Source organism: Affinundibacterium amnicola, assembly GCF_014284275.1.
Taxonomy (GTDB): domain Bacteria; phylum Pseudomonadota; class Gammaproteobacteria; order Burkholderiales; family Burkholderiaceae_D; genus Undibacterium; species Undibacterium amnicola.
This window is the reverse complement of the sequence record NZ_JACOFU010000002.1, coordinates 167,685-189,044: the sequence shown is the minus strand read 5'-3', so window position 1 is coordinate 189,044 and position 21,360 is coordinate 167,685. Positions and strand designations below refer to the sequence as shown.

The 21,360-nt window shown below is 45.7% G+C and carries 13 protein-coding genes and 1 tRNA gene; 10 read left to right on the top strand and 4 right to left on the bottom strand.

Annotated features, from left to right (window positions below; translation table 11 throughout):
• The first annotated feature begins 428 nt into the window (after nucleotides 1-428).
• The 6 genes from H8K33_RS05120 (at nucleotide 429) to H8K33_RS05095 (ending at nucleotide 10,658) form a co-directional block, all read left to right on the top strand.
• Nucleotides 429-1,688: an exonuclease SbcCD subunit D C-terminal domain-containing protein gene (locus tag H8K33_RS05120; protein WP_186889924.1), complete on the top strand. Its 1,260-nt coding sequence runs from the start codon at nucleotides 429-431 to the stop codon at nucleotides 1,686-1,688.
• Entirely contained in the window at nucleotides 1,685-5,662 is a 3,978-nt protein-coding gene (locus tag H8K33_RS05115; RefSeq protein WP_186889923.1) for an SbcC/MukB-like Walker B domain-containing protein, read from the top strand. The genes H8K33_RS05120 and H8K33_RS05115 overlap by 4 nt, the downstream gene beginning before the upstream one ends.
• A gap of 339 nt (nucleotides 5,663-6,001) precedes the next feature.
• Nucleotides 6,002-6,967 (top strand): ABC-three component system protein, encoded by a 966-nt coding sequence (locus H8K33_RS05110; RefSeq protein ID WP_186889922.1) that lies wholly within the window; start codon nucleotides 6,002-6,004, stop codon nucleotides 6,965-6,967.
• Nucleotides 6,954-7,181, top strand: coding sequence for an ABC-three component system middle component 6 (locus tag H8K33_RS05105; protein ID WP_186889921.1), 228 nt, complete (start codon nucleotides 6,954-6,956; stop codon nucleotides 7,179-7,181). Before H8K33_RS05110 ends, H8K33_RS05105 begins: the two co-directional genes overlap by 14 nt.
• Nucleotides 7,172-8,902, top strand: coding sequence for a DUF2326 domain-containing protein (locus tag H8K33_RS05100; RefSeq protein ID WP_186889920.1), 1,731 nt, complete (start codon nucleotides 7,172-7,174; stop codon nucleotides 8,900-8,902). The genes H8K33_RS05105 and H8K33_RS05100 overlap by 10 nt, the downstream gene beginning before the upstream one ends.
• 166 nt (nucleotides 8,903-9,068) lie before the next feature.
• Nucleotides 9,069-10,658, top strand: a complete 1,590-nt coding sequence (locus H8K33_RS05095; protein ID WP_186889919.1) for a phage tail sheath family protein — start codon at nucleotides 9,069-9,071, stop codon at nucleotides 10,656-10,658.
• 85 nt (nucleotides 10,659-10,743) lie between these two features.
• Here the strand turns inward: H8K33_RS05095 and H8K33_RS05090 are convergent.
• The 3 genes from H8K33_RS05090 to H8K33_RS05080 form a co-directional block, all read right to left on the bottom strand.
• Nucleotides 10,744-10,828, bottom strand: a tRNA-Leu gene (locus H8K33_RS05090).
• Between the two features lie 135 nt (nucleotides 10,829-10,963).
• Nucleotides 10,964-12,715, bottom strand: a complete 1,752-nt coding sequence (locus H8K33_RS05085) for an ArnT family glycosyltransferase (RefSeq protein ID WP_186889918.1) — start codon at nucleotides 12,713-12,715, stop codon at nucleotides 10,964-10,966.
• Nucleotides 12,716-12,808: 93 nt separating this feature from the next.
• The gene (locus H8K33_RS05080; protein WP_186889917.1) at nucleotides 12,809-13,078 is read right to left on the bottom strand and encodes a type B 50S ribosomal protein L31; all 270 of its coding nucleotides are present in this window, start codon (nucleotides 13,076-13,078) and stop codon (nucleotides 12,809-12,811) included.
• Nucleotides 13,079-13,272: 194 nt separating this feature from the next.
• Here H8K33_RS05080 and H8K33_RS05075 point away from each other — a divergent pair, with 194 nt between their 5' ends.
• On the top strand, nucleotides 13,273-13,905 hold the full coding sequence (locus tag H8K33_RS05075) for a trimeric intracellular cation channel family protein (protein ID WP_246443356.1): 633 nt from the start codon (nucleotides 13,273-13,275) through the stop codon (nucleotides 13,903-13,905).
• A 34-nt stretch (nucleotides 13,906-13,939) separates the two neighbouring features.
• On the opposite strand, the gene H8K33_RS05070 is transcribed toward H8K33_RS05075, so the two are convergent.
• The gene (locus tag H8K33_RS05070; protein WP_186889916.1) at nucleotides 13,940-14,572 is read right to left on the bottom strand and encodes a TetR family transcriptional regulator; all 633 of its coding nucleotides are present in this window, start codon (nucleotides 14,570-14,572) and stop codon (nucleotides 13,940-13,942) included.
• 266 nt (nucleotides 14,573-14,838) lie between these two features.
• Here H8K33_RS05070 and H8K33_RS05065 point away from each other — a divergent pair, with 266 nt between their 5' ends.
• The 3 genes from H8K33_RS05065 to H8K33_RS05055 are packed head-to-tail and all read left to right on the top strand — an operon-like array spanning nucleotide 14,839 to nucleotide 20,827.
• Nucleotides 14,839-16,137 (top strand): efflux RND transporter periplasmic adaptor subunit, encoded by a 1,299-nt coding sequence (locus tag H8K33_RS05065; RefSeq protein WP_222613298.1) that lies wholly within the window; start codon nucleotides 14,839-14,841, stop codon nucleotides 16,135-16,137.
• 47 nt (nucleotides 16,138-16,184) lie between these two features.
• On the top strand, nucleotides 16,185-19,400 hold the full coding sequence (locus tag H8K33_RS05060; protein WP_186889915.1) for an efflux RND transporter permease subunit: 3,216 nt from the start codon (nucleotides 16,185-16,187) through the stop codon (nucleotides 19,398-19,400).
• A complete protein-coding gene (locus tag H8K33_RS05055; RefSeq protein WP_186889914.1) occupies nucleotides 19,397-20,827 on the top strand; it encodes an efflux transporter outer membrane subunit in 1,431 nt (476 codons plus the stop codon). Before H8K33_RS05060 ends, H8K33_RS05055 begins: the two co-directional genes overlap by 4 nt.
• Nucleotides 20,828-21,360: the final 533 nt, after the last annotated feature.

Genomic DNA, 21,360 nt, shown 5'->3' with positions numbered 1-21,360 from the left:
ATTAAAAAGGCCTATTAGTTGACAATAAATTTCCATTTGGAAACATTTTATCATTGCTTGGTCGTGTTGTAACAATCTTTAACGAATACAAATTTAACTGATTTTCTATGGAGAAGGCTAAAAACTTAGTGGCTAAACTGTCATGAATGGCTGGAGAGATAAGCCTGATAAGAGATCGGCTAAAAGTTGACTATACAATAGGGAATCGGAGTTTGTTGTTTTTTGAGGAAAGTGGTATTAGGCCAGCAATGAGATCGTTCAATAGCGATTAGCAAAAATCCGAAATGCTAATAACGCAGAAACACTACTAAGTCGGCGTGATTAGTATGAAGAAATCAGGGAAGCATGCATAAGTTTTGGCTTTTTGTACGGTTTTAACTTCTTTCCAAGTAAGATTGGCATTCTGTTCATTTCGCTAATCTTTACTCATGCGCTTCATCCACACCTCCGACTGGCATCTCGGCCAAACTCTGCACAATTTTGATCGCAGCTACGAACACCAAGCGTTCTTAGATTGGCTGATTGTCAGCTTGGTTAAGGAAGAGGCCGAGGCCTTGCTGATTTCAGGCGACGTCTTCGACACTGCTAATCCTTCAGCGCTAGCGCAAAAACAATTCTATCGATTCTTGCAGCAAGCCAAGCAGCAGCTACCGCATTTGAATATCGTCATCATCGCAGGCAATCATGATTCACCAGGTCGCTTAGAAGCGCCTGCGCCTCTGCTGGAAGAAATGGATGTCGCGGTGATCGGCTTCGTGCCGCGTTTACCGGATGGTAGTATCGATTTGGATCGCTTAGTTTTGCCTTTGAAAAATGCCGTAGGCGAGATCAAAGCATGGTGCTTAGCAATACCATTCCTGCGCCCTAGCGATGTGCCTAAATGTGAAGGCGAGGTCAAAGACCCCTACATGCAAGGCATCACGCTCTTGTATCAACAATGTTTGCAACACGCATTGACTCAGCGTCAGCCCGATCAAGCCATCATCGCGCTCGGTCACTGCCACATGGTCGGTGGCGAGATCTCCGAAGAATCAGAACGCCGTATCGTGATCGGCGGCACCGAAGCTTTGTCTGCAAGTATGTTCGATGCGAATGTCGCGTATGCCGCGCTAGGGCATTTACATCTAGCGCAAAAAGTCGGTAAGCAAGATCACCTGCGTTATTGCGGCAGTCCATTGCCGATGTCTTTCGCTGAGGTCGATTATCAACATCAAGTGCTGCGTGTGGATTTGGCTCAGGATAAAGTCAGTGACATTACAGCCATCTTCGTTCCACGTGCAGTCGATTTACTACGCATTCCTAAACATCCCGCACCGCTAGCGCAAGTTTTGGTGGCATTAACCGCATTGGATTTGCCCAGCGACACGCCACTAGAACGTCAGCCTTATCTTGAGGTACGCGTCAGACTAGACGCCCCCGAACCAGGCTTGCGAGCCGCGATAGAAAACGCGATTGAAGGCAAGGCGCTGCGACTCGCCAAAATCGAAACCAGCTTCGCCACGAAAAAGATTAACGAATTAGAAACTGTGACACTCACCGAACTAGAAAACCTGCAACCCGAAGATATCTTCCAGCGTTTGTACCAAAACAAATACCAGAACGAAGCTCCAGCCGAATTGCGCAGCGCTTTCACCGAACTCATGCTAGCCAACGATCGTGGTGACCTCGGCGACGAGGTGCAGTCATGAGAATCTTAGCCCTACGCGGAAAAAATCTCGCCTCACTCGCCGGCGAATTCGAAGTCGATTTTGAACAAGAGCCACTCAAATCGGCTGGCCTATTCGCCATCAGCGGCGCAACAGGTGCAGGCAAAAGCACCTTGCTCGATGCGCTATGTATGGCCTTGTATGAAAATACGCCACGCCTGATCAAAGCCGGCGGCAGCAAGACACTACCCGATGGTAACGAACTTATTTCGCAACAAGACACCGGCAATCTATTACGTCGCGGCACCGGGGAAGGTTATGCCGAAGTCGATTTCGTCGGTTGTGATCAAGTCAGTTATCGCGCCCGTTGGAGTGTGCGCCGTTCACGCAATAAAGCCACGGGCGGTTTGCAGCCAACAGCCATGACGCTGCATCAGTTGCCAGAGCTGACGCCCATAGGCGGTAAAAAAACGGAAGTCAAAGCCGAAATAGAAAAACGCATAGGACTCAAGTTCGAACAATTTACCCGCGCCGTCCTGCTCGCGCAAAATGAATTCTCCAGCTTCTTAAAAGCCGAAGACAACGAACGTGGCGAATTATTAGAAACCCTGACAGGCAGCGCGATCTATAGCGAATTATCTAAACGCGCTTTCGAACGCGCCAAGCGCGAGCAACAAGACCTGCAACGCATACTTGATCGCTTAGACGATCAAAAGCCCTTATCCGAAGAAGAGCGCACACAGCTCGACAGCGATCAACAAAACGCACAAGCACAACTGCAAAAATTAGAAGAACGCAAACTCGGCTTAGAACAAGCCATGCGTTGGTTTGAACAAGACCAAAAGCTGCAACATGATAGCCAAATCGCACGAGAACAAGTCGAGCAAACGCAGCAAGCATGGGCGCAATCCGCAGCAAGACAAGCACAGCTACAGCAAATCGAAGAGGTGCAAGTCGCTCGTCCATTACTAACTGAAACTGATCGCCTAAAAACCAGCGTAGAGCAATGTCAGCAACAAATCATCAAAGCCCAAGCGCAACTCCAAAGCGCGCAGAGCAATAGCCAACAACAAGAACAACAGCAGCAAGCCGCCAAGCAGCAGCTACAAAAAGCTGAGCAAATTCAAGCGCAAGCCGCACCGCAATTAGACGCCGCCAAAGCGCTAGAAGCAGCTATCGCTACCATGCAACCCGCGCACGAAGCGATGCAAGAAGCGCACGCCAAGTTGCAAGAAAAATGCAGTCAAACCCAAGAACAGCAGCAAGCAAAGCAAGTCGACATCAACACCAACCAAAGCCAATTGCAAGCCTGCACTACATGGCTAAGCGAACACAGAGCCTTGCAAGTCTTGGCAGACGATTGGACAAAATGGGAAGTCTTGCTGCGCCAAGCCAAACAAGCACAAGACGAACTTCAGCACTTAACACAAAAGCACGCGCAACATGCGAGTGAGCAGCAAACACAACAAGCGCAAATCGCAGACCTTAGCGAGCAACTAAGTCTCAGCCAAACGCAATTAGAAAAAGCCGAACAAGCACGCCAACAAAGCGCAGCGGCATATCTGGAATCCAGCACCAAATTAAACGCCCAGCTGCAACAAAAGCCAGCATTAGAAAAACGTCGCGAACACTTAAGCAGCCTAGAACAATTGGCGAACAACCGTGAAGATGAGAAAGCACGCCTGCATAAAACGCAGCAACAAATTCACTCGTTGCAAAGCAGTCTCAACCAAACTAAGAACGAAGCCAAACAAGCACAAGACAAATTACCGGCATTAATCGCAGCGCAAGAGCAAGCCGAACGTTCGTTCAAAATTGCTGAAAGCGCTTTCCTAAAATCTGCCGAAGATCTACGCGCCACCTTAGCGCCGGATCAAGCTTGCCCAGTCTGTGGTTCGCACGAACATCCATACCGTAGCGATCAGCCGCATGTGCCGGAGTTACCGCAGTTGCACGTAATGCTGGAGCAATTGCAAGCGCAGGTACAACAATGCCGCCTAAGCACTCAAGAGTCGCAACAAGTATTCAGCAGCAAAGAGGCGTTGGTTACGAGCTTACAAACACAGCTTCAACAAGCCCAGCAAGAAGAGGCGCAACAACAAGCGCAGGTCGCACAAACGCAAAGCGCATGGCAAACGCATCCGCTGGCGCAAGAGATCTCCGATCTCTCGCAAGCACAAAATGCACTGAGCACATGGTTAGTCGAACAAACCACCCAAGTGCAACAAGCACTGGTGAATATCGCTAACTTAGAAAATGCCAACCGCACCGCCTTACAAAGCAAAGACGGCGCACAAGCCCACTATGAACAAGCCACGCGCACGCACAACACCAATAAAGAAGCCCAACAAAATGCTCTCAACGCCGTAGAGCGCAGCAAAGCAGAACAAGCACATACGCAAGAACAATGCACACAAAGTAAAGCCAGACTCAACAGCTATTTAGAAGAACTCACACCAGCACTGCATGACCTAGGCGACGGTGCAAGCAACTGGAAAGAGCAATGGCAAAACGCGCCCGAGCAATTCACCCAACAATGCGCAGCACACGCCAAAGAATGGCACAAACAAAGCAAGCAACGCGAAGCCTGCAACCATCGCGCGAGCAGTTTGACCCTAGAGTTGAATAACTTCAGCGCTATCCTGCAACAAGCAGAGCAAGAACAGCAAAACAGCGCAAAAAGCCTAGCAGCCAGCGCGCAAGCACTTCAACAAAAGCAAAGCGAAAGAAGCGCCTTATTGCGCACTCTCATCGACTTATTCGCCGACCTAATTCAGCACACTACACCGCAAGCACAAAGACCAGAACTCAGCTTAAAACAAATCGAAGTCCAATTCACACAAGCGATTAATGCTGCCAAACAAGCGGTAGATCTAGCCACCCAAAACCACAATGCCGCAGTGCTAGCCCACAGCCGCTGCACCGAAGCATTAGCACAAGCAACAGCACGTCAAGCTACGGAACAAAGCCTGCAAGCAAACGCCGCAGCCGCATTAGCAAGCTGGTTAGCAGAGCACGGCACAAGCCTAATGAGTGGAGAAAATTCTGCAGAAAATCCAGAAACTCAACTACGTCAATTACTAAGCTACGACGCCGCGTGGATCACCAGCGAACGCAATGCCTTACTCGCCATTGCCAACGCCAGCCAACAAGCACAAACGCTCAGCCAAGAACGACAACGTTTGTGCGCAGAACACCAAGCGCAACGCCCTGATGTACACACAATCTTGGCACAAGACGAGTCAAAGAGAGATGACAATGCAGATGACAACGCAGACGCGAATGTGAATGAAAATGTAGATGAAGATGGTGAGCCAGACAGTGATGCGATTGCAGAAGAAAACGCAACAGCATCATTTAGCACGCAACTAAGCCAAGCACTACAAATCCTGACAAAACAACGCAGCCAAGCACAAGCGCAAGTCAGCCAATTACAAACCGCCATCGCCCAAGACCAAGCCCGCCGCACGCAAGCTGCCGACATCCTAAAACAGCTAAGCAACCAAGAAGCCAAAAGCAAAATCTGGGAAACCCTAAACCAACTAATCGGTGCAGCCGACGGCAAAAAATTCCGCAACTACGCCCAGCAATACACGCTCGATGTCCTAATCGGCTACGCCAACCGCCACCTACACGAACTCGCCCGCCGCTACCGCCTGCAACGCATCAACGACAGCCTAGCGCTCATGGTGATAGACCAAGACATGGGCGACGAAGCCCGCTCAGTCCACTCACTCTCAGGCGGCGAATCCTTCCTAGTCTCACTAGCCCTAGCACTAGGCCTGGCATCACTCTCCAGCAAACGCGTACGCGTCGAATCCCTCTTCATAGACGAAGGCTTCGGCAGCCTAGATGCCGACACACTACGCGTAGCGATGGACGCCCTAGACGGCCTACAAGCCATGGGCAGAAAAGTCGGCGTGATCTCGCATGTGCAGGAGATGACGGAGAGGATTGCGACTAAGGTGATGGTGGTGCGAGGGGCTGGGGGGAGGAGTTTAGTTAGTGTCGGATAGATATTGAAGCCGCCGTAGGTTGGTGCTGAGCAAAGCGAAGCTCTACAACCAACATTGACTAAGTTTTTTGCTTGCCGAAAACATTTTCAATATGAAAAAGCTGATTGCCAAGTACAGCATAATTTGCTCTTAAGTATGATGAACAATGTCATTGGAGCTTGTGACAACGTATTTGATATGAAATACTTCGTCCCTGCTATGAGTATCTTGATTCTGGTGAACAAACTAGGCGGGAAATTTTTGCAACGAATTAATTGATGAATGTAAATTATGTGATAACTTGTTTAAAAGTGAATTTAAAAAGTCGTTTTTATTAATCAACTGCAAACTTGAAATCATATGAATCGATCATCGTATTGGAATCTTTGTGAAGAGAAATTATCAATTCTTTGTACTCGTGTGGAACTTCGTGGAAAGTTAAATATTCTCGATTTTCACTTACATGCCGAGGATTTCTATTCGAATTTCTTAAATGTTCTTTTTGGCTATTCGTTAAAAAATATAAATCAAATAGCGCAAAATGCAGCAGGAATAGACTTAGTTGATTCTCAAAATTTATTGATACTTCAAGTGTCTTCCACTGCGACAAAAAGTAAAATTGAATCTGCTTTGGGAAAAGATTTGGCAGCTTATGCTGGATATAATTTTAAGTTTATATCGATCTCAAAAGATGCTTCTGACTTGAGAAAACAGACATTCCTAAATCCACATGGATTAATTTTCTCACCGGCAAATGATATATACGATGTGAAAACTATCCTGAGTTATATATTACATTTGAAAATTGAAAAGCAGCGCGAAATTTATGACTTTCTTAAGCAAGAACTAAAGTCTGATCAGGATCTACCTTTAGTAGAAACGAATTTGGCTGAAATAATAAATATTCTTGCAAAAGAAAATCTTGTTGATTGTAAGAATGACTCATTTTCAAAGGCGTTTGAGGTCGATCAAAAAATCACCTTTAATAATTTGGCTGCAGCTGCAACACTCATTGAAGATTATAAATTGCTGCACCCTAAAATCGATAAAATCTATTCTATTTTTGATACATCTGGGCAAAACAAGAGTAATTCTGTTTTGAATTGGCTACGTCAAAGTTATATAAAGTTGAGTATGCAAATCTCTGGGGATGAACTTTTCTTTGAAATAGTTGAGCAAGCCATTAAAACAATCAAAGGTAGTTCAAATTATGCTGATATACCACTCGAAGAATTGACAATGTGTGTCAATGCATTGGCTGTAGATGCTTTTATTCGTTGTAAGATTTTTAAAGTGCCACAAGGATTGTCAGATGCTATTGCCTGAAAATATTCATCCAGCAAATAGTTTGTATTTTAATGGCGGATTTGTGCTTGAAGCATTGAGACTGCATGGTGAAACTAGTCCGATGAATTTATATATCGAATCGCGTAAATTACACGAAATGCAACTGCCCGTTTTTGTCCTAGCACTTGATTGGCTGTTTTTGGCAGGTTTGGTTTCATACAATGACAATGGAAGTATTGAGCTATGTTCTTAAAATTGCTTAGAATCGAAAATATTCATGGGATGATTCGAGACATCAAGTTTCATGCTGGGCTTAATCTGATCGTTGATGAAACAAACGCAAACCTTGCTGAGGCTACCGGGAATAACGTTGGTAAAACGACTGTCTTAATGCTGATTGATTTTTGCCTAGGAGCTAGCGCTAAGGGAATTTATACCGATCCAGAAAACAAAAAAACAGAGTACAAACTCGTTAAGAATTTCCTAATCGATACTCATACGATCATTACTTTGGTTATGAGCGATGACTTAGCTAATCCTCTAGCTAATGAATTGGTGATTGAGAGAAATTTTTTATCCAGAAACAAAATGATCCGAAAGATTAATGGAAAACAGATGACTGAAGAGGAGTTTGAGGAGACTCTTACAAACCAGTTGTTTTCAGATCACTACGGAAAGAAACCAACATTCCCACAGATTATCTCTCACAATATTAGATACAAAGAGCTTGGTGTTACGAATACCCTTCGTACACTTAATCAATATACTCGTGAAGATGAATATGAAACACTACATTTGTTTCTATTAGGATGTGGTTTTGAGCAAGGCGATGCGAAGCAAAATATTCTGGCTGAGATTCGAGTCGAGACTTCGTTTAAGTCGCGACTTGAGTCAGCTCAAACTAGATCTGCGTATGAGACATCGCTAGCACTTCTTTTGGTAGATATCGAAAAACTAAATGAAAAAAAATCCTCTTTGCAGGTCAATCCAAATTTTGAGTTGGATTTGCAAAAATTGGATGAAATTAAATACAAAGTTAGTTTAATCAGTTCTTCAATTAGTAGATCAAAATTGCGTCAAAATCTTGTAGTTGAAGCGATGAATGATATTAAGTTAAATCATTTTCAAATTGACATCTCTCAACTGAAGTCATTGTATAACGATGCAACTGGTAAGTTGGATCGAGTTCAAAAAACTTTTGAGGAGCTAGTCGAATTCCACAATAAGATGGTTGAGGAAAAAGCTAGGTATATTTCTAAAGAGTTGCCCTTACTCGGTGAAAAAATTCAGAACGAAGAAAGGGAGTTAAGGAAATATCTTGAGGAGGAGAAAGTACTTGCTGAACGTATTGCAAAAAGTGACTCTTTCGAAGAGCTTGAGAGCTTAGTTATTTCTCTAAATGAAAAATACCGACGTAAAGGTGAATTTGAAATAATTATTCAGCAGATAGCATCAACTGAATTAAATCTTAAAAATCTTAATCTTGAATTGACGCAGATTGATGAAACAATTTTTTCCACTGATTTTGAATCACTAATACAAACTCAGTTAAATAAACTCAATAAACACTTTTCGGAAATTTCTGACGAATTATATGGGGAACAGTACGCTTTAAAATATGACATTATTACGAGTCGAACTGGGCAGCGGATTTATAAGTTTAGTTCGTTCAACACGAATTTTAGCTCTGGAAAGAAACAAGGGGAAATTACTTGCTTTGATATCGCATATACATTATTTGCGGACGAGGAAAATATTCCTTGTTATCACTTCCTCTTAAATGACAAAAAAGAATTGATGCACGACAATCAGTTATCAAAAATCGCAAAATTCGTCGGACGTGAAAAGAATCACGTTCAGTTCGTTGCCTCTATTCTTAGAGATAAACTTCCCTCAGATTTGAATAAAGAGGAGTACTTTATTGTTAAGTTGTCCCAAGAAGATAAGTTGTTCAGAATCGAATCGCACAGTTAAACGATCAACTAAACATTAGCTTCGTAGATTCGAATCACAAACCTAATAGACCTGCTGCGGCAGGGGGTAAGTATGACGCTATGCGTTCAAAGTTCGTGGCGCTCCAAGAATCGTGCACATCATTTTTGATTGCTGCGTAACTAGTGAATATGAAATGGGAAAAACCATGACTCAACAATACAAAACCCCAGGCGTCTACATCAACGAAGTCAACGCCTTCCCCAATTCGGTAGTCCCAGTCGCCACCGCGATCCCAGCCTTCATCGGCTACACGCCCAAAGCAGAATATCAAGGCAAGTCTTACCTCAATACGCCGCAGGTGATTTCTTCTTATGCTGAATTTGCGGCGATGTATTTGTTGGATGATCCTGCGCCGCCAGCTGATCCGGCGAAGCAGTATCAGCCTGAGTATTATTTGGTGGCGCAAGCGCCGCATTCGTCGCCACCGAGTGTTGGGCATTATGTGAATATTGGCGGTGTGGATTATGCGATCTTGCCTGATCCGAATACGCTTTATTACATGGTCAACAGCCTGCGCTTGTTTTTTCAAAATGGTGGCGGACCTGCCTACGTTGTTTCTGTCGGCACATATGGCGCGCCGAGTAAGAAATCTTTGCCCGATTCTACTGTACGGCCTGTCAATGCGAATGTATCGCTTAATGATTTGATGGCCGGCTTGGCGGTCTTGACAAGCCGACAGGAACCGACCATGTACGTGATTCCTGAGGCGACTTTGTTGTCCTTGGCGGACAATGTGACCTTAATGCAAACGGCTTTGCTGCAGGCTTCAGAAATGCAAACTGCGGTGTGTATTTTTGACGTGATCGGTGGCGATACGCCTGATCCCGTTTTGTACACCAATGACATAGAGAATTTCCGTGGCGCGACTGGTAGTCATGGTTTGAATTATGGGGTTTGCTATTACCCATTCATCGGCACCACGATTATGCAAAGTGCCGACATTGATTTTACGAATTTGTTTGGTGGTGATGTCGCGCCACTGGCTGCGCTCCTAAATCCCACGAGCAATCCTAATCCCGCTGCGGCAGCTATTTTGAATGCGATACAAAATCCTCCTGCGAATCCTTTGTCGAATAGCCAGTTGCAAGCGGCGCTATTGATCGCTAGTCCTAGCTATCAGCAAATCATGAATCAAGTGTTGGACTATGCAAACATCTTGCCAGCGAGTGGGGCGATGGCGGGTGTGTATGCCGTGAACGATAGTCAAAATGGTGTGTGGAATGCGCCAGCCAATACCAGCATCGTAGGTGCGGTGTCATTGCCGATTCGTTTAAGCGATGCACAGCAGGGGAATTTAAATGTGGATGCTGTAACGGGTAAATCCATTAATGCGATACGGTTTTTTAATGGGCTAGGTATCTTAGTCTGGGGTGCCCGTACACTTGATGGAAATAGCGATGATTGGCGCTATATTCAGGTGCGTCGCACGATCATTTACATTGAGCAATCGATTAAAGATACATTAAGAAATTATATGTTTTCGCCTAACGATGCGAATACTTGGGCAGCCGTGACTAGCATGATTAGCAGTTTTTTGACCTCGATTTGGCAAGCAGGCGGCTTGCAAGGATCTAGCCCGTCAGATGCTTTTTCTGTCGCTTGTGGTTTGGGTGCGACGATGACGGCAGCTGACATACTTAACGGATTTATGAACATCACTATAAAAGTCGCGGTGGTGCATCCTGCTGAGTTTATCGTTTTGAGTCTGCAACAGCAGATGGTGACAAGCCAATAGCCGAAAAGAGTTAGGGCGGGTTGAATTGAATGATTTCGCCACAAAGCAAAAAGCCTCTTGATTTCTCAAGAGGCTTGAATACTTTTGGTGCCGAGAGCCGGAATCGAACCGGCACGCCTTGCGGCGCTGGATTTTGAGTCCAGTGCGTCTACCAGTTCCGCCATCTCGGCAACGCATGAACAGAATTATGACAGGGTGATCCGATTTTTGCAAGCACCTGGGCTAAATTGCTGTTATATTTTATGGTTTCGTTCTTCAAAAACGCTGATTTGCTTAATTCTTCAGCATATGTTGTTTTTGATATTTTAGTCTTCTGATTCTTTCGCGATCTGCGGTTTGTCGACTTTTCTGTATAGCGTGAAGAACTCGTCTTTGTCAGCTGCGCGTTGGCCTTCCCAAATCATTTCCCAGTTGCCCGGAAAATCTTTATCGACTGGTTCTTTCGATTTTCCCTGAAAGCGGCGATTGCCTTGGGTCAGTAAGAGATCACAATTTTGCTCGTCAAAGCCTGCGAAATGAACTTTGCTGAAATAAGCAAAAGATGCGCGTTGTGATGCGCCAAGTTTGCTATCGATGCAGCGATATGGTGTAGGAATTTTTTCTGTCATCTCTTTGGCGACCGTTGCATAGCTGACGCGATGATTGACGAGTGGCAGCCACAGTGACATTAACAAGAACCAGCATAAGATGACGCCGCCACTGGAAAGCACGACTGCACGCCAGAGTACCGATGGCTGACGTGAAATGCGCCAGTACACAATGCGGAACCAAATGATGGTGATACCTAAACCGATGATGAAGGTGAATGCATTAAATTCAGGAATGTAACCAGGCGCCCAGCTTAAAACTTTTTTGCTGGTGCGTGCAGGCCAACCAGTTTGCAAGGCAATCCAGCCTAGCCAAAATAAGCCAGCTGCGCCTGTCATGACCATGACTGCAAACCAATCCACTGCATTGATGGCGCTACGCTTCATGGTTGGTAAACCAAATGCGGCAAGGATAGCGAGTGGTGGCAGCAGCGGTAGCAAATAGCCTTCTTCGTGGCTATGATTTAGTAAGGCCAGTAAGGAAAAGCAAATCAAAAAACACAGTGGCAAGGAGATATGCAGGGTACGTTCCTGCTTGCGCCAGGCATAAATTGCCCATGCGGCGAACGGCCATGCTGGCCATGCGAACCAGATTCCGTAGCGGAAGAAATAAAAGATATTGTCAATGATAGGGAAACCGATTTGACGATAATTCCATTCCATCCAACCTTGATAGGGCGAACTTGAATAGGGCTGAATTGTTTGTATAGAAAAAATCCACAAGCCTGTAACGAGCATAGCCACAGGCAAACTAATCGATAGTAATTGTGTTGTGAGTTTTTGTTGGCGATAAATGCACAAGGCGATTAGCGATAATACTATGCCAATGGGTATCACCCAGCCACGGGTTAACACTAAGAGACCGAGCACCAGACCAATCTTGAAGGCCGCAATTTTGCTCGGCGCATCGAAAAATCGTACGCAGACATATAAGCAGTAGGCGATTAAGGCAATATGCAAGGGACCGCTGCTTGAGGTGTGACTTGGGAGTAGTAAACCCAAGCAGCCAAGATAAATGAGTAGGGCACCGTCCGCTAAAGTGCGACCAAAATCGCGAGGTTCTGGTTGTCCGCCAAAAGCCAATTTTAGCGGCTGTGCTTCTGCGCGACGACCTAATAAGTAAGTGGTGTACCAAACAGAAATCGAGCTAAGAAGAAATGCCAAGCCAGTTGAGATACGCGCTGCCATTGGATCGCCAATGATGCCGCCAAATAATTTGATGCACAGTGCGCCCAACCAAAATGTCAGTGGGCCTTCTTCAGGGACAGGTAAGCCGACCACATGTGGCCACAACCAGTCATTGAGAGTGCCGTGCGCCATCGTCCACATCACACCAAATCCAGCGGCATCAGCGCCTTTCCATGGATCTCGCCCAATCAAACCTGGCAATATATAAAGTAAGCAGAGCGCGATAATGCTCCAGCGAGGAAGGGCAATTGTTGCAGCGGCAGGCAGGCGGACTGGCTTCATAGTTTTTTATTTGATAAAACTTGATAAAACTCGATGATACAAAAAAGGCAGCCGTAGCTGCCTTTTTTCTTACTGCGAATGCGAATAAATCGATTATTGATTCGAGATAGCTGTCTTGGAACCAACAGTACCGAATTTCTTACGGAATTTATCAACGCGACCTGCAGTATCAACAATTTTGTGTTTACCAGTGTAGAAAGGATGGGATTCCGCAGAAACCTCGATCTTTACTAATGGGTAAGTTGTACCTTCGAATTCGATCGTGTCACGTGTATTGATTGTAGAACGTGTGATGAATTTGAAATCGTTAGATACATCGTGGAACAAAACTTCACGATAATTTGGGTGGATACCGTCTCTCATGCTTGCCTCAAAAATTAGTTTGGTAGCCAATACGCACTTCGGCGGTCGTCTTGCTTCTTGACCCGATTGCTTATCACTTGCCAGGGTTTAAATCATATAAAAAGTTTCTTAGCGTTAAGCTAAGCGCGCAATTATACAATAAAATCATGAGATTGCACGATTTTGACCACGCTGGCTGGTCGCTAAAGGAAAGTATGTCAACGAATATTCAGACGGGAATGAGCACAGTATTGCATGTCGTTGAGGTAATCGGTGTGTTTGTCTTTGCTAGCTCTGGCTTGGTTGAGGCCAGGCGCAAGAAAATGGATTTAGTTGGCGTCTTCACAGTGGCTTTTATCACGGCGTTTGGTGGCGGAACGGTACGAGACATCTTGTTAGATAGACGGCCTTTATTTTGGATAGAAAATTATGAATATCCGACTTTGGTGTTTATTTTTTGTATTCTGGTTTCACCATTTTTTCGACAATTACGTCTGGTGGTGACAGAGCGCGTGATTTTATATGCGGATGCTTTGGGGCTGGGATTGTTTAGTGTCGGCGGTGCTTCTTTAGCATATGGTATGAAGATGCCCTTGTTTGTATGCGTGATGATGGGTGTGATCACCGGAATTTTTGGTGGCGTCTTGCGCGATATTATTTGTAATGAAATTCCTATGGTATTTCGCCGTGGTCAGCTGTACGCGACTTGCGCCTTTTTAGGGTGCTGGGCGTATCTGGGTTTGACCTTGTTGGGGAATACAGAATTGCTGGCGGTGGTGTGTGGAATCGCCGTGACTGTATTGTTGCGTTTGATGGCAGTGCGTTACGACTGGAAGTTACCGGGCTGATGCCCGGTTAGGTCTTGGTATTACGTGTTTAAACTTATATCTTTTTGAGCGGTGGTCTGTTCATCAAACCAAATAGCACAGCGTCAATCATGACCTCTGCTTGTGCCGCTAGGTTGTAGGCGCTTGGATCGATCAGCCACTCATGGACTAATCCAATCAAGAACGCATGGTTAATCTGTACTATGATCTGAATATCGGTATTGGCCGGAAGCATTCCTTTCGCCACAGCGGCGCGGAAGATATCACCAATCTTGTCCATGCATTCATTGCGACTTTCGCGCTCTTGTATAAACGATTGCATTTCTGCGGTCTTTTCGCAGCGATGAAAAATAATATCAAAGACTTTTGTTTGTCTTGAATTTGCGGTAACTTGCGCTATAAAGTGTAAGTTCAGCTCGCGTATGGCGGCAATGGGATCTTCTATCGTGCTGCTGGTAATCTCATTCAGTAAAATCTCAATCGGCATAAAAGCACGATCACAGAGTGCATGAAATAATTCTTTTTTGTCTTTGAAATGCCAATAAATCGCGCCGCGCGTCATTCCGGCTGCGATGGCAACATCGTTTAAAGTAGATTTAGACACACCTTTTTCGCAAAACACTTGCTCGGCCGCATTGAGCAGGGCTTCATAAGTTTGCTGGGTATCTTCTTTGGTTTTTCTGACCATGGTGGAGCTCCTCGATGTCGTGGTCAATGCGCCATAACTAGGCGATCTACCTGATATTTTATTTTTAGGACTTACGCAAAACAGACACTGGCGTTGTTGGTTCGCCTCGCCGTACAACCGTACTGTCTTCGGCTTCCCGCCTAGCCAGCGCAATTTTGCGTAAGTACTAATTTTAAATATTTGACGGATTTTACAATTTTAAACTATACAAACATTCGTGTATGTATATAATAGCACACTACAATCATCATTTAAAGAGGGAATTCATGAGCAAGACTTTTAATCATCATCAGAAAAGTAGCCAAAATTCGATGGCTTTTTCATTTAAATTCAATAAGTTAGCAATGGTGCTTGCCTTGGCTTTGCCGATTCTTGGTTTAACAGCATGTAATAAACAAGGCGCTTCCGGTGCGCCAGCAGGTGCAGGAATGCCACCACCAGAAGTCAATGTAGTGACTTTGCAAGGCCGTGACTTACCAGTCGATTTTGAATTTGTTGGACAAACAGCTGGCATACGCGAAACTGAAGTGCGTGCGCGTATCAGCGGTATTTTGGAACAGCGTGTCTATGAAGAGGGCGCGAAGGTCAAAGCAGGCCAAGTGTTATTTCAAATTGATCCGGGTTCTTATCAAACCCAATTGGCATCGGCCGAAGCTGCTTTGGGTGTAAGCGAAGCAAAACTCAATCAAGCAAAGCGTGAATATGCGCGTTTGACACCATTAGCCAATGAAAAAGCGATCAGTCAGCGTGAATATGACGATGCCAAATCTGCTTTGGAAATGGCTGAGGCGAGTTACAAGCAAGTGCGTGCGCAAGTGAATGAAGCGAAGTTGAATTTGAGTTATACCAAAGTAGTCGCCCCAATTTCTGGCGTCACAGGTGTTGCGGTCAAGCCGAATGGTAGCTTAGTTACACCTGCAGATAGTTTGTTGACGACCATCGTGCAGACCGATCCTATCTATGTCAATTTCAGTGTGAGTGAAGCAGATTATCTGAAACTGAACGCCGATTTGAACAACGGTAAATTGCATTTACCTGGCAAGCGCGCTAGCAATGGTGGCTTGGATTTCAATGTGAAATTGAAAATGGCGAATGGTGAAGTTTTCCCGACTGCGGGCAAGATGAATTTCTTGAGCGAGAAAGTGAACACGACAACAGGCGGTTTTGATGCGCGTGCGCAGATTGCTAATCCAGACGGTGCTTTACGTCCAGGTCAATTCGTGCGTGTGATGTTGCAAGGTGCAACGCGCCAAGCGGCAATCGCCGTTCCTCAACGTGCAGTGATTGATAGTCCTATGGGCAAGATGGTATTCGGCGTATCTCCAGATAATAAATTGGTGCCGCGTCCGGTGGAGTTAGATGGTTGGTCGCGTGGCGAATGGATCGTGACTAAAGGTTTGCAAGCGGGTGAGCGTGTTTTGGTGGACGGTTTTATCAAAGCGCATGATCCTGGCATGACAGTGAAACCTGTCGCCATTGATGCAAAAACAGCCGCAAGCACAACACCTGCTGCACCAGCAGTCCCTGCAGCTTCTGCTTCCGCAAGCGCGAAAGGTGCGCACTAAGTCCGTAAAGGATGAGTGTGCATCGCTATCGATTTTAAGGACTCACTATGTTTTCTAAATTTTTTATTAATCGACCGATTTTCGCGACAGTAGTGTCGTTGATCATCGTGATCGCAGGATTGGCCGCCTTGCGCGTCTTGCCAATCGAACGTTATCCCGAAATTTCACCACCGGTGGTGAATGTGGTTGCTTTCTATCCTGGCGCTTCTGCTGAAGTGTTGGAGCGTACGGTTGCCGCACCGATTGAAGAACAAATCAATGGTGTTGAAAATATGTTGTACATGGATTCTGTGTCGGCAGCTGATGGTCGCGTTTCGATTAACGTGACTTTTGATGTTGGTACGGATCTGGATATTGCCGCAGTTAACGTGAATAACCGTGTTCGTCAGGCTGAAGCGAAACTACCGCAAGAAGTGAGACGTCAAGGTGTGACCGTATCGAAGAGTTCGTCGAATTTCTTAGTGGTTGCGGCGTTCTATTCTAAAGACAATCGCTACGATAGTTTGTATTTGTCAAACTACGTAACGCAAAACGTGTTGGATGCAATTAAACGTATTCCTGGTACGACTAATGTACAAGTGTTTGGTGCCAAAGATTATGCGATGCGGATTTGGATGCGTCCTGATCGTATGGCGCAACTCGGCGTTACAGTTGCTGATATCGCCAGTGCAGTGGGTGAACAGAATGCGCAATATGCTGCCGGTAAGATTGGCGCACCACCGAATAATTCCGAAGAGTTGACGATGACGGTCACGGCGAAAGGACGATTATTAGAGCCGTCCGAGTTTGCCAATATCATTATTAAAGCAGGTAAAGGCGGTAGCACGGTTCGCCTAAGTGATGTCGCACGTGTTGAATTGGGATCGAAAGATTACAACTTGTATGGACGTATCAATGGTCATCCATCCGCGAATGTCGGTATTTTCTTGCAGACTGGCGCGAATGCATTAGATACACGCGAAGCGGTAGAAAAAACTTTACAAGAATTGAAGGCGAAATTCCCAGAGGGAATGACCTACGAAACGCCTTACGACACAACGCCGTTCGTGACGGAATCAATTTATGAAGTGTTAAAAACCTTAGCCGAAGCGATGGTTTTGGTCTTTATCGTGGTGTACTTATTCCTGCAAAGCTGGCGCGCGACCATCATTCCAACTTTGGCGGTTCCAGTGTCACTGATCGGTACCATGGCAGGTTTGCATATGCTCGGTTACAGCATTAACACCTTGACCTTGTTCGGTATGGTGCTGGCAATTGGTATCGTGGTCGATGATGCGATTGTGGTGTTGGAAAACGTCGAACGTTTGATGAATGAAGAAGGCATGTCGCCAAAAGAAGCGGCGATCGAAGCGATGCAAGAAGTGACGGGGCCGGTCATTGCGATTGTCTTGGTATTGGTTGCTGCGTTTGGTCCGATTGCATTCTTGGGTGGTTTGGCTGGTGAGTTGTATCGTCAATTCTCTGTCACGATTTCGATTGCGGTGATTTTGTCAGGTATCGTTGCTTTGACTTTGACACCAGCCTTGTGCGCGATTTTGTTGAAGCCAGGTGCGGAAAATCATAATCGTTTCTTTGATTGGTTTAACCATGCGTTTGCGCATTTGACCAGACGCTATACCGCTGGTGTGACTTTCTTCTTGAAGCGCGCGGTATTAGGTGTGAGCTTGTTCGTTGGCATGATCGCTTTGGCTGGTTTGCTGTGGAAAACCGTGCCAGGTGGTTTGGTGCCAGATGAAGATCAAGGTTATTTCATCGGCGCGGCAATCTTGCCAGAAGGTGCATCTTTAGAGCGCACGAATATGATGGTTAAGCAAATGGAAACGGCGCTGGAATCGAGCAAAGATATCAATACCCGTTTTTCATTGATCGGTTTGGATTTCTTAGGCGGTGGCGGTTTGAAGTCTTCGTCTGCGACCATGTTCTTCCCATTGCGTTCGTGGGATGAGCGCGATAAATCGGCCAAAGAATTAGTTGGTGAGGCATTCATGAAAACAGGTGGCATCAAAGAAGGCTTGCCCTTGTTCTTCAGTCCACCTGCCATTCAAGGTTTGGGACAAACCGGTGGTTTTGAATTCTATTTGCAAAATAAAGGCGAGGGCGGTGTAAAGCGCTTGGCAGAATTGTTGCCAGCCTTGATCGCCGAAGCAAATAAGCAACCAGAGTTGGCCGGTGTTAAAACTTTGTGGCAAGCGAATTCTCCGCAATTGTTTGTGGATGTTGATAATGAAAAAGCACGTTCTATGGGCGTAGTTTTATCCGATGTCTACAATACTTTAGCCGCGACTTTGGGTAGCTACTATGTGAACGACTTTAATAAAAATGGTCGTGTCTACACAGTGCAATTGCAAGCCGAAGGTCAATATCGCGCTAAGCCAGAAGATATTGGTAATTTGTATGTGCGCTCGACGACTGGTCAGATGATTCCTATCCGTGCCTTTACAACGACGAAGTTCATTACTGGTCCTGATTCGGTACAGCGCTTTAATGCTTTGCCTGCGATTAAATTACTCGGTGATGCGAAACCTGGTTTTAGTTCTGGTCAGGCGATTGCCGCGATGGAACGTGCCGCTAAAAATGTTTTGCCAGCGGATGTGACCTATGACTGGGGCGGTGCATCTTTCCAAGAAAAACGTAGCAGCAGTGCTGGTGGCTTGGCCTTGGGTGCTGGTGTATTGATGATTTTCTTGATCCTTGCAGCGCAATATGAAAAATGGTCTTTGCCGTTCTCCGTTTTGTTGGCAATGCCATTTGGTATTTTTGGTGCTCTGTTAGCCGTGTATCTGCGTCAATTTAATAATGACGTGTACTTCCAGATTGGTCTGGTCACCTTGCTAGGTTTGTCTGCGAAGAATGCGATTTTGATTGTGGAGTTTGCGGTAATGAAAGTGCATGAAGGTTACGCGCCAGTTGCGGCGGCAGTCGAAGCAGCACGTTTGCGTTTCCGTCCAATCTTGATGACTTCCTTGGCATTTATTTTGGGTGTGGTACCGTTGGCATTCTCCAGTGGTGCTGGTGCGGCAGCACGTCAATCCTTGGGTACGGGCGTATTGGGTGGCATGATCGCGGCAACTTTCTTAGCGATTTTCTTGGTGCCATTGTTCTTTAAATTGATCTATGACCGTCGTTTCAAAACTTTAGATACTGACTTTGATCATCCTGAACATAAATACGCAAACGACCCATTTGAAAATCCGTTTAGAAAAGTGGAAAAGGATGTGGAAAGTACAGATGCAGCTAAAGAAAATAATGAGGTGAAATCATGAGATTAGGGAAGATTTTTCCTCAAAGATCCGGCTTGAAAATGTTGCCGCTGGTGTTGAGTTTAACTTTGGCTGGATGTATTTCAGTCGGGCCTGATTATCAACGTCCGCAATTGGATTTGCCGCAATCAACATCAACCTCTAATGTGCAAAATGCGGCATTAAAGAATTGGTGGAAGGGTTTACAAGATCCCGTGTTGAATCAACTGATCGACGATGCACTGAAACAAAATCAAGATTTGTTGATTGCGACAGCCCGTATGGATGAAGCGAAAGCGACAGCCGGAATTGCGCTAGCAAATCGGTTTCCGACCGTCGATGCAAATTTGGCAGTGAGCCGTTCCCGCACTAGTGAAAACTCTGGCAAGTTACCCGCCAATGCCAAGCTGGTTGCCGAGAATTACCAATTCGGTTTGAGTGCAGCGTATGAGTTGGATTTGTTCGGCAAACTCAGTCGCGCCGATGAAGCTGCGAAAGCACGTTTGTTGGCGCAGCAATCCACACGCGATGCAGTGCAAATTAGTTTGGTCGCGAATGTGGCACAAACTTATTTCTCTCTGCGCGCTTTCGACGCCCAGTTAGCATTTGCTGAAACGACGTTAAAGAGCCGTCAAGAAAATTTAAGCTTACAGCGCAAACGTCATGCAGCAGGTGCGATTGGTGATATCGATTTACATTACGCTGAATCTGAACTTGCTGCGGGCGAAATCGCATTCACGCAAGCTAAGCAGGCATTGCGCAATGTTGAGTCGGCATTGGCAGTGTTAGTCGGACGCACACCAAAGCAGGTGATGAATCCCGAGATTCCACGTGGTTTGACGATACAACAATTGGTACAAAATTTGCCGACAGCCGCAGAATTGCCATCTGATTTGTTGGCGCGTCGCCCCGATCTTGTCGCTGCTGAACAAGCTTTGGTGGCCGCTAACGCCGATGTCGGTCAAGCCAAGTCAGCTTATTTCCCAAGTTTGCGTTTAACCACTTCGCTTGGACGTGAATCGCGTATGTTGGAAGATTTGTTCAGCCCAGCATCATTGTTGTGGAATGTCGCATCGAGCTTGGTGCAACCAGTCTTCCGCGCTGGTGCAGTCGGTGCAGTAGTTGATGGTGCCGAAGCACGTAAGCGTCAAGCCTTGGGGCAGTATGTACAGACCGTGCAAAACGCTTTCCGCGATGTACATGATAGTTTAAACAATGCGTCGAGTAATGCCGAGATTGATGTTTCAACCCAGTCTCGTTTAACTGCCGTCCGTGAAACTTATCGTTTGTCGAACTTGCGTTACCAAAGCGGTTATAGCGCTTATGTGGAAGTCTTGAATGCACAAAGAGATTTGATGCAGGCGGAGATTGCTGCGATTGATAGTCAACGTGCGAAGCTGAGTGCTGGTGTGGCTTTGTATAAGGCTGTTGGGGGTGGTTGGGGGCAGTAGTCGTTTTTGTTGTTGGTAGTATTTGGAAAGCCGGACTGTAAAAGGTTCGGCTTTTTCGTTTCTGATTTACTTTTTTTCGTTAATTCATCGTGTACAGGTCGGGTGTGGCCCGACAGCCACTCCCTTTCTTTGCTTCGCCAAAGAAAGGAAGCAAAGAAAGGCGACCACGCTGCCACTGCCCTTCGGGTTCCCAATTGTGCGGGACAAAAAATGGGAAAGTGTCGAAACTCGCTTCGCTCAGACAACGACACTTTCTTTATCCATTTTCTGTCCCGCACAATTGGCAGTGTCAGAAGTGGGTGAAAGTCAAAAGCAAAGTCAAAAGCAAAGTCAAAAGCAAATGCCTACGAAAGCCAATAGAAAAACGAATGGTCGTCGAAATTGGTTGTTTTGATGTTGCAGTTGTTTTTGACTTGCCCCCGTTTGAGACGATGTAATTTGTGCGTCACAGAAAATGGATAAGAAAGTGTTGTTGTTTGAGCGCAGCGAGTTTCAACACTTTCCCATTTTTTGTGATGCACAAATTATGCTGA

What these genes read in the sequence shown, in the direction of transcription:
- H8K33_RS05120 (WP_186889924.1), top strand. Translation starts at nt 429, where the DNA reads ATGCGCTTCATCCACACCTCCGACTGGCATCTCGGCCAAACTCTGCAC.
- H8K33_RS05115 (WP_186889923.1), top strand. Translation starts at nt 1,685, where the DNA reads ATGAGAATCTTAGCCCTACGCGGAAAAAATCTCGCCTCACTCGCCGGC.
- H8K33_RS05110 (WP_186889922.1), top strand. Translation starts at nt 6,002, where the DNA reads ATGAATCGATCATCGTATTGGAATCTTTGTGAAGAGAAATTATCAATT.
- H8K33_RS05105 (WP_186889921.1), top strand. Translation starts at nt 6,954, where the DNA reads ATGCTATTGCCTGAAAATATTCATCCAGCAAATAGTTTGTATTTTAAT.
- H8K33_RS05100 (WP_186889920.1), top strand. Translation starts at nt 7,172, where the DNA reads ATGTTCTTAAAATTGCTTAGAATCGAAAATATTCATGGGATGATTCGA.
- H8K33_RS05095 (WP_186889919.1), top strand. Translation starts at nt 9,069, where the DNA reads ATGACTCAACAATACAAAACCCCAGGCGTCTACATCAACGAAGTCAAC.
- H8K33_RS05085 (WP_186889918.1), bottom strand. Translation starts at nt 12,715, where the DNA reads ATGAAGCCAGTCCGCCTGCCTGCCGCTGCAACAATTGCCCTTCCTCGC.
- H8K33_RS05080 (WP_186889917.1), bottom strand. Translation starts at nt 13,078, where the DNA reads ATGAGAGACGGTATCCACCCAAATTATCGTGAAGTTTTGTTCCACGAT.
- H8K33_RS05075 (WP_246443356.1), top strand. Translation starts at nt 13,273, where the DNA reads ATGTCAACGAATATTCAGACGGGAATGAGCACAGTATTGCATGTCGTT.
- H8K33_RS05070 (WP_186889916.1), bottom strand. Translation starts at nt 14,572, where the DNA reads ATGGTCAGAAAAACCAAAGAAGATACCCAGCAAACTTATGAAGCCCTG.
- H8K33_RS05065 (WP_222613298.1), top strand. Translation starts at nt 14,839, where the DNA reads ATGAGCAAGACTTTTAATCATCATCAGAAAAGTAGCCAAAATTCGATG.
- H8K33_RS05060 (WP_186889915.1), top strand. Translation starts at nt 16,185, where the DNA reads ATGTTTTCTAAATTTTTTATTAATCGACCGATTTTCGCGACAGTAGTG.
- H8K33_RS05055 (WP_186889914.1), top strand. Translation starts at nt 19,397, where the DNA reads ATGAGATTAGGGAAGATTTTTCCTCAAAGATCCGGCTTGAAAATGTTG.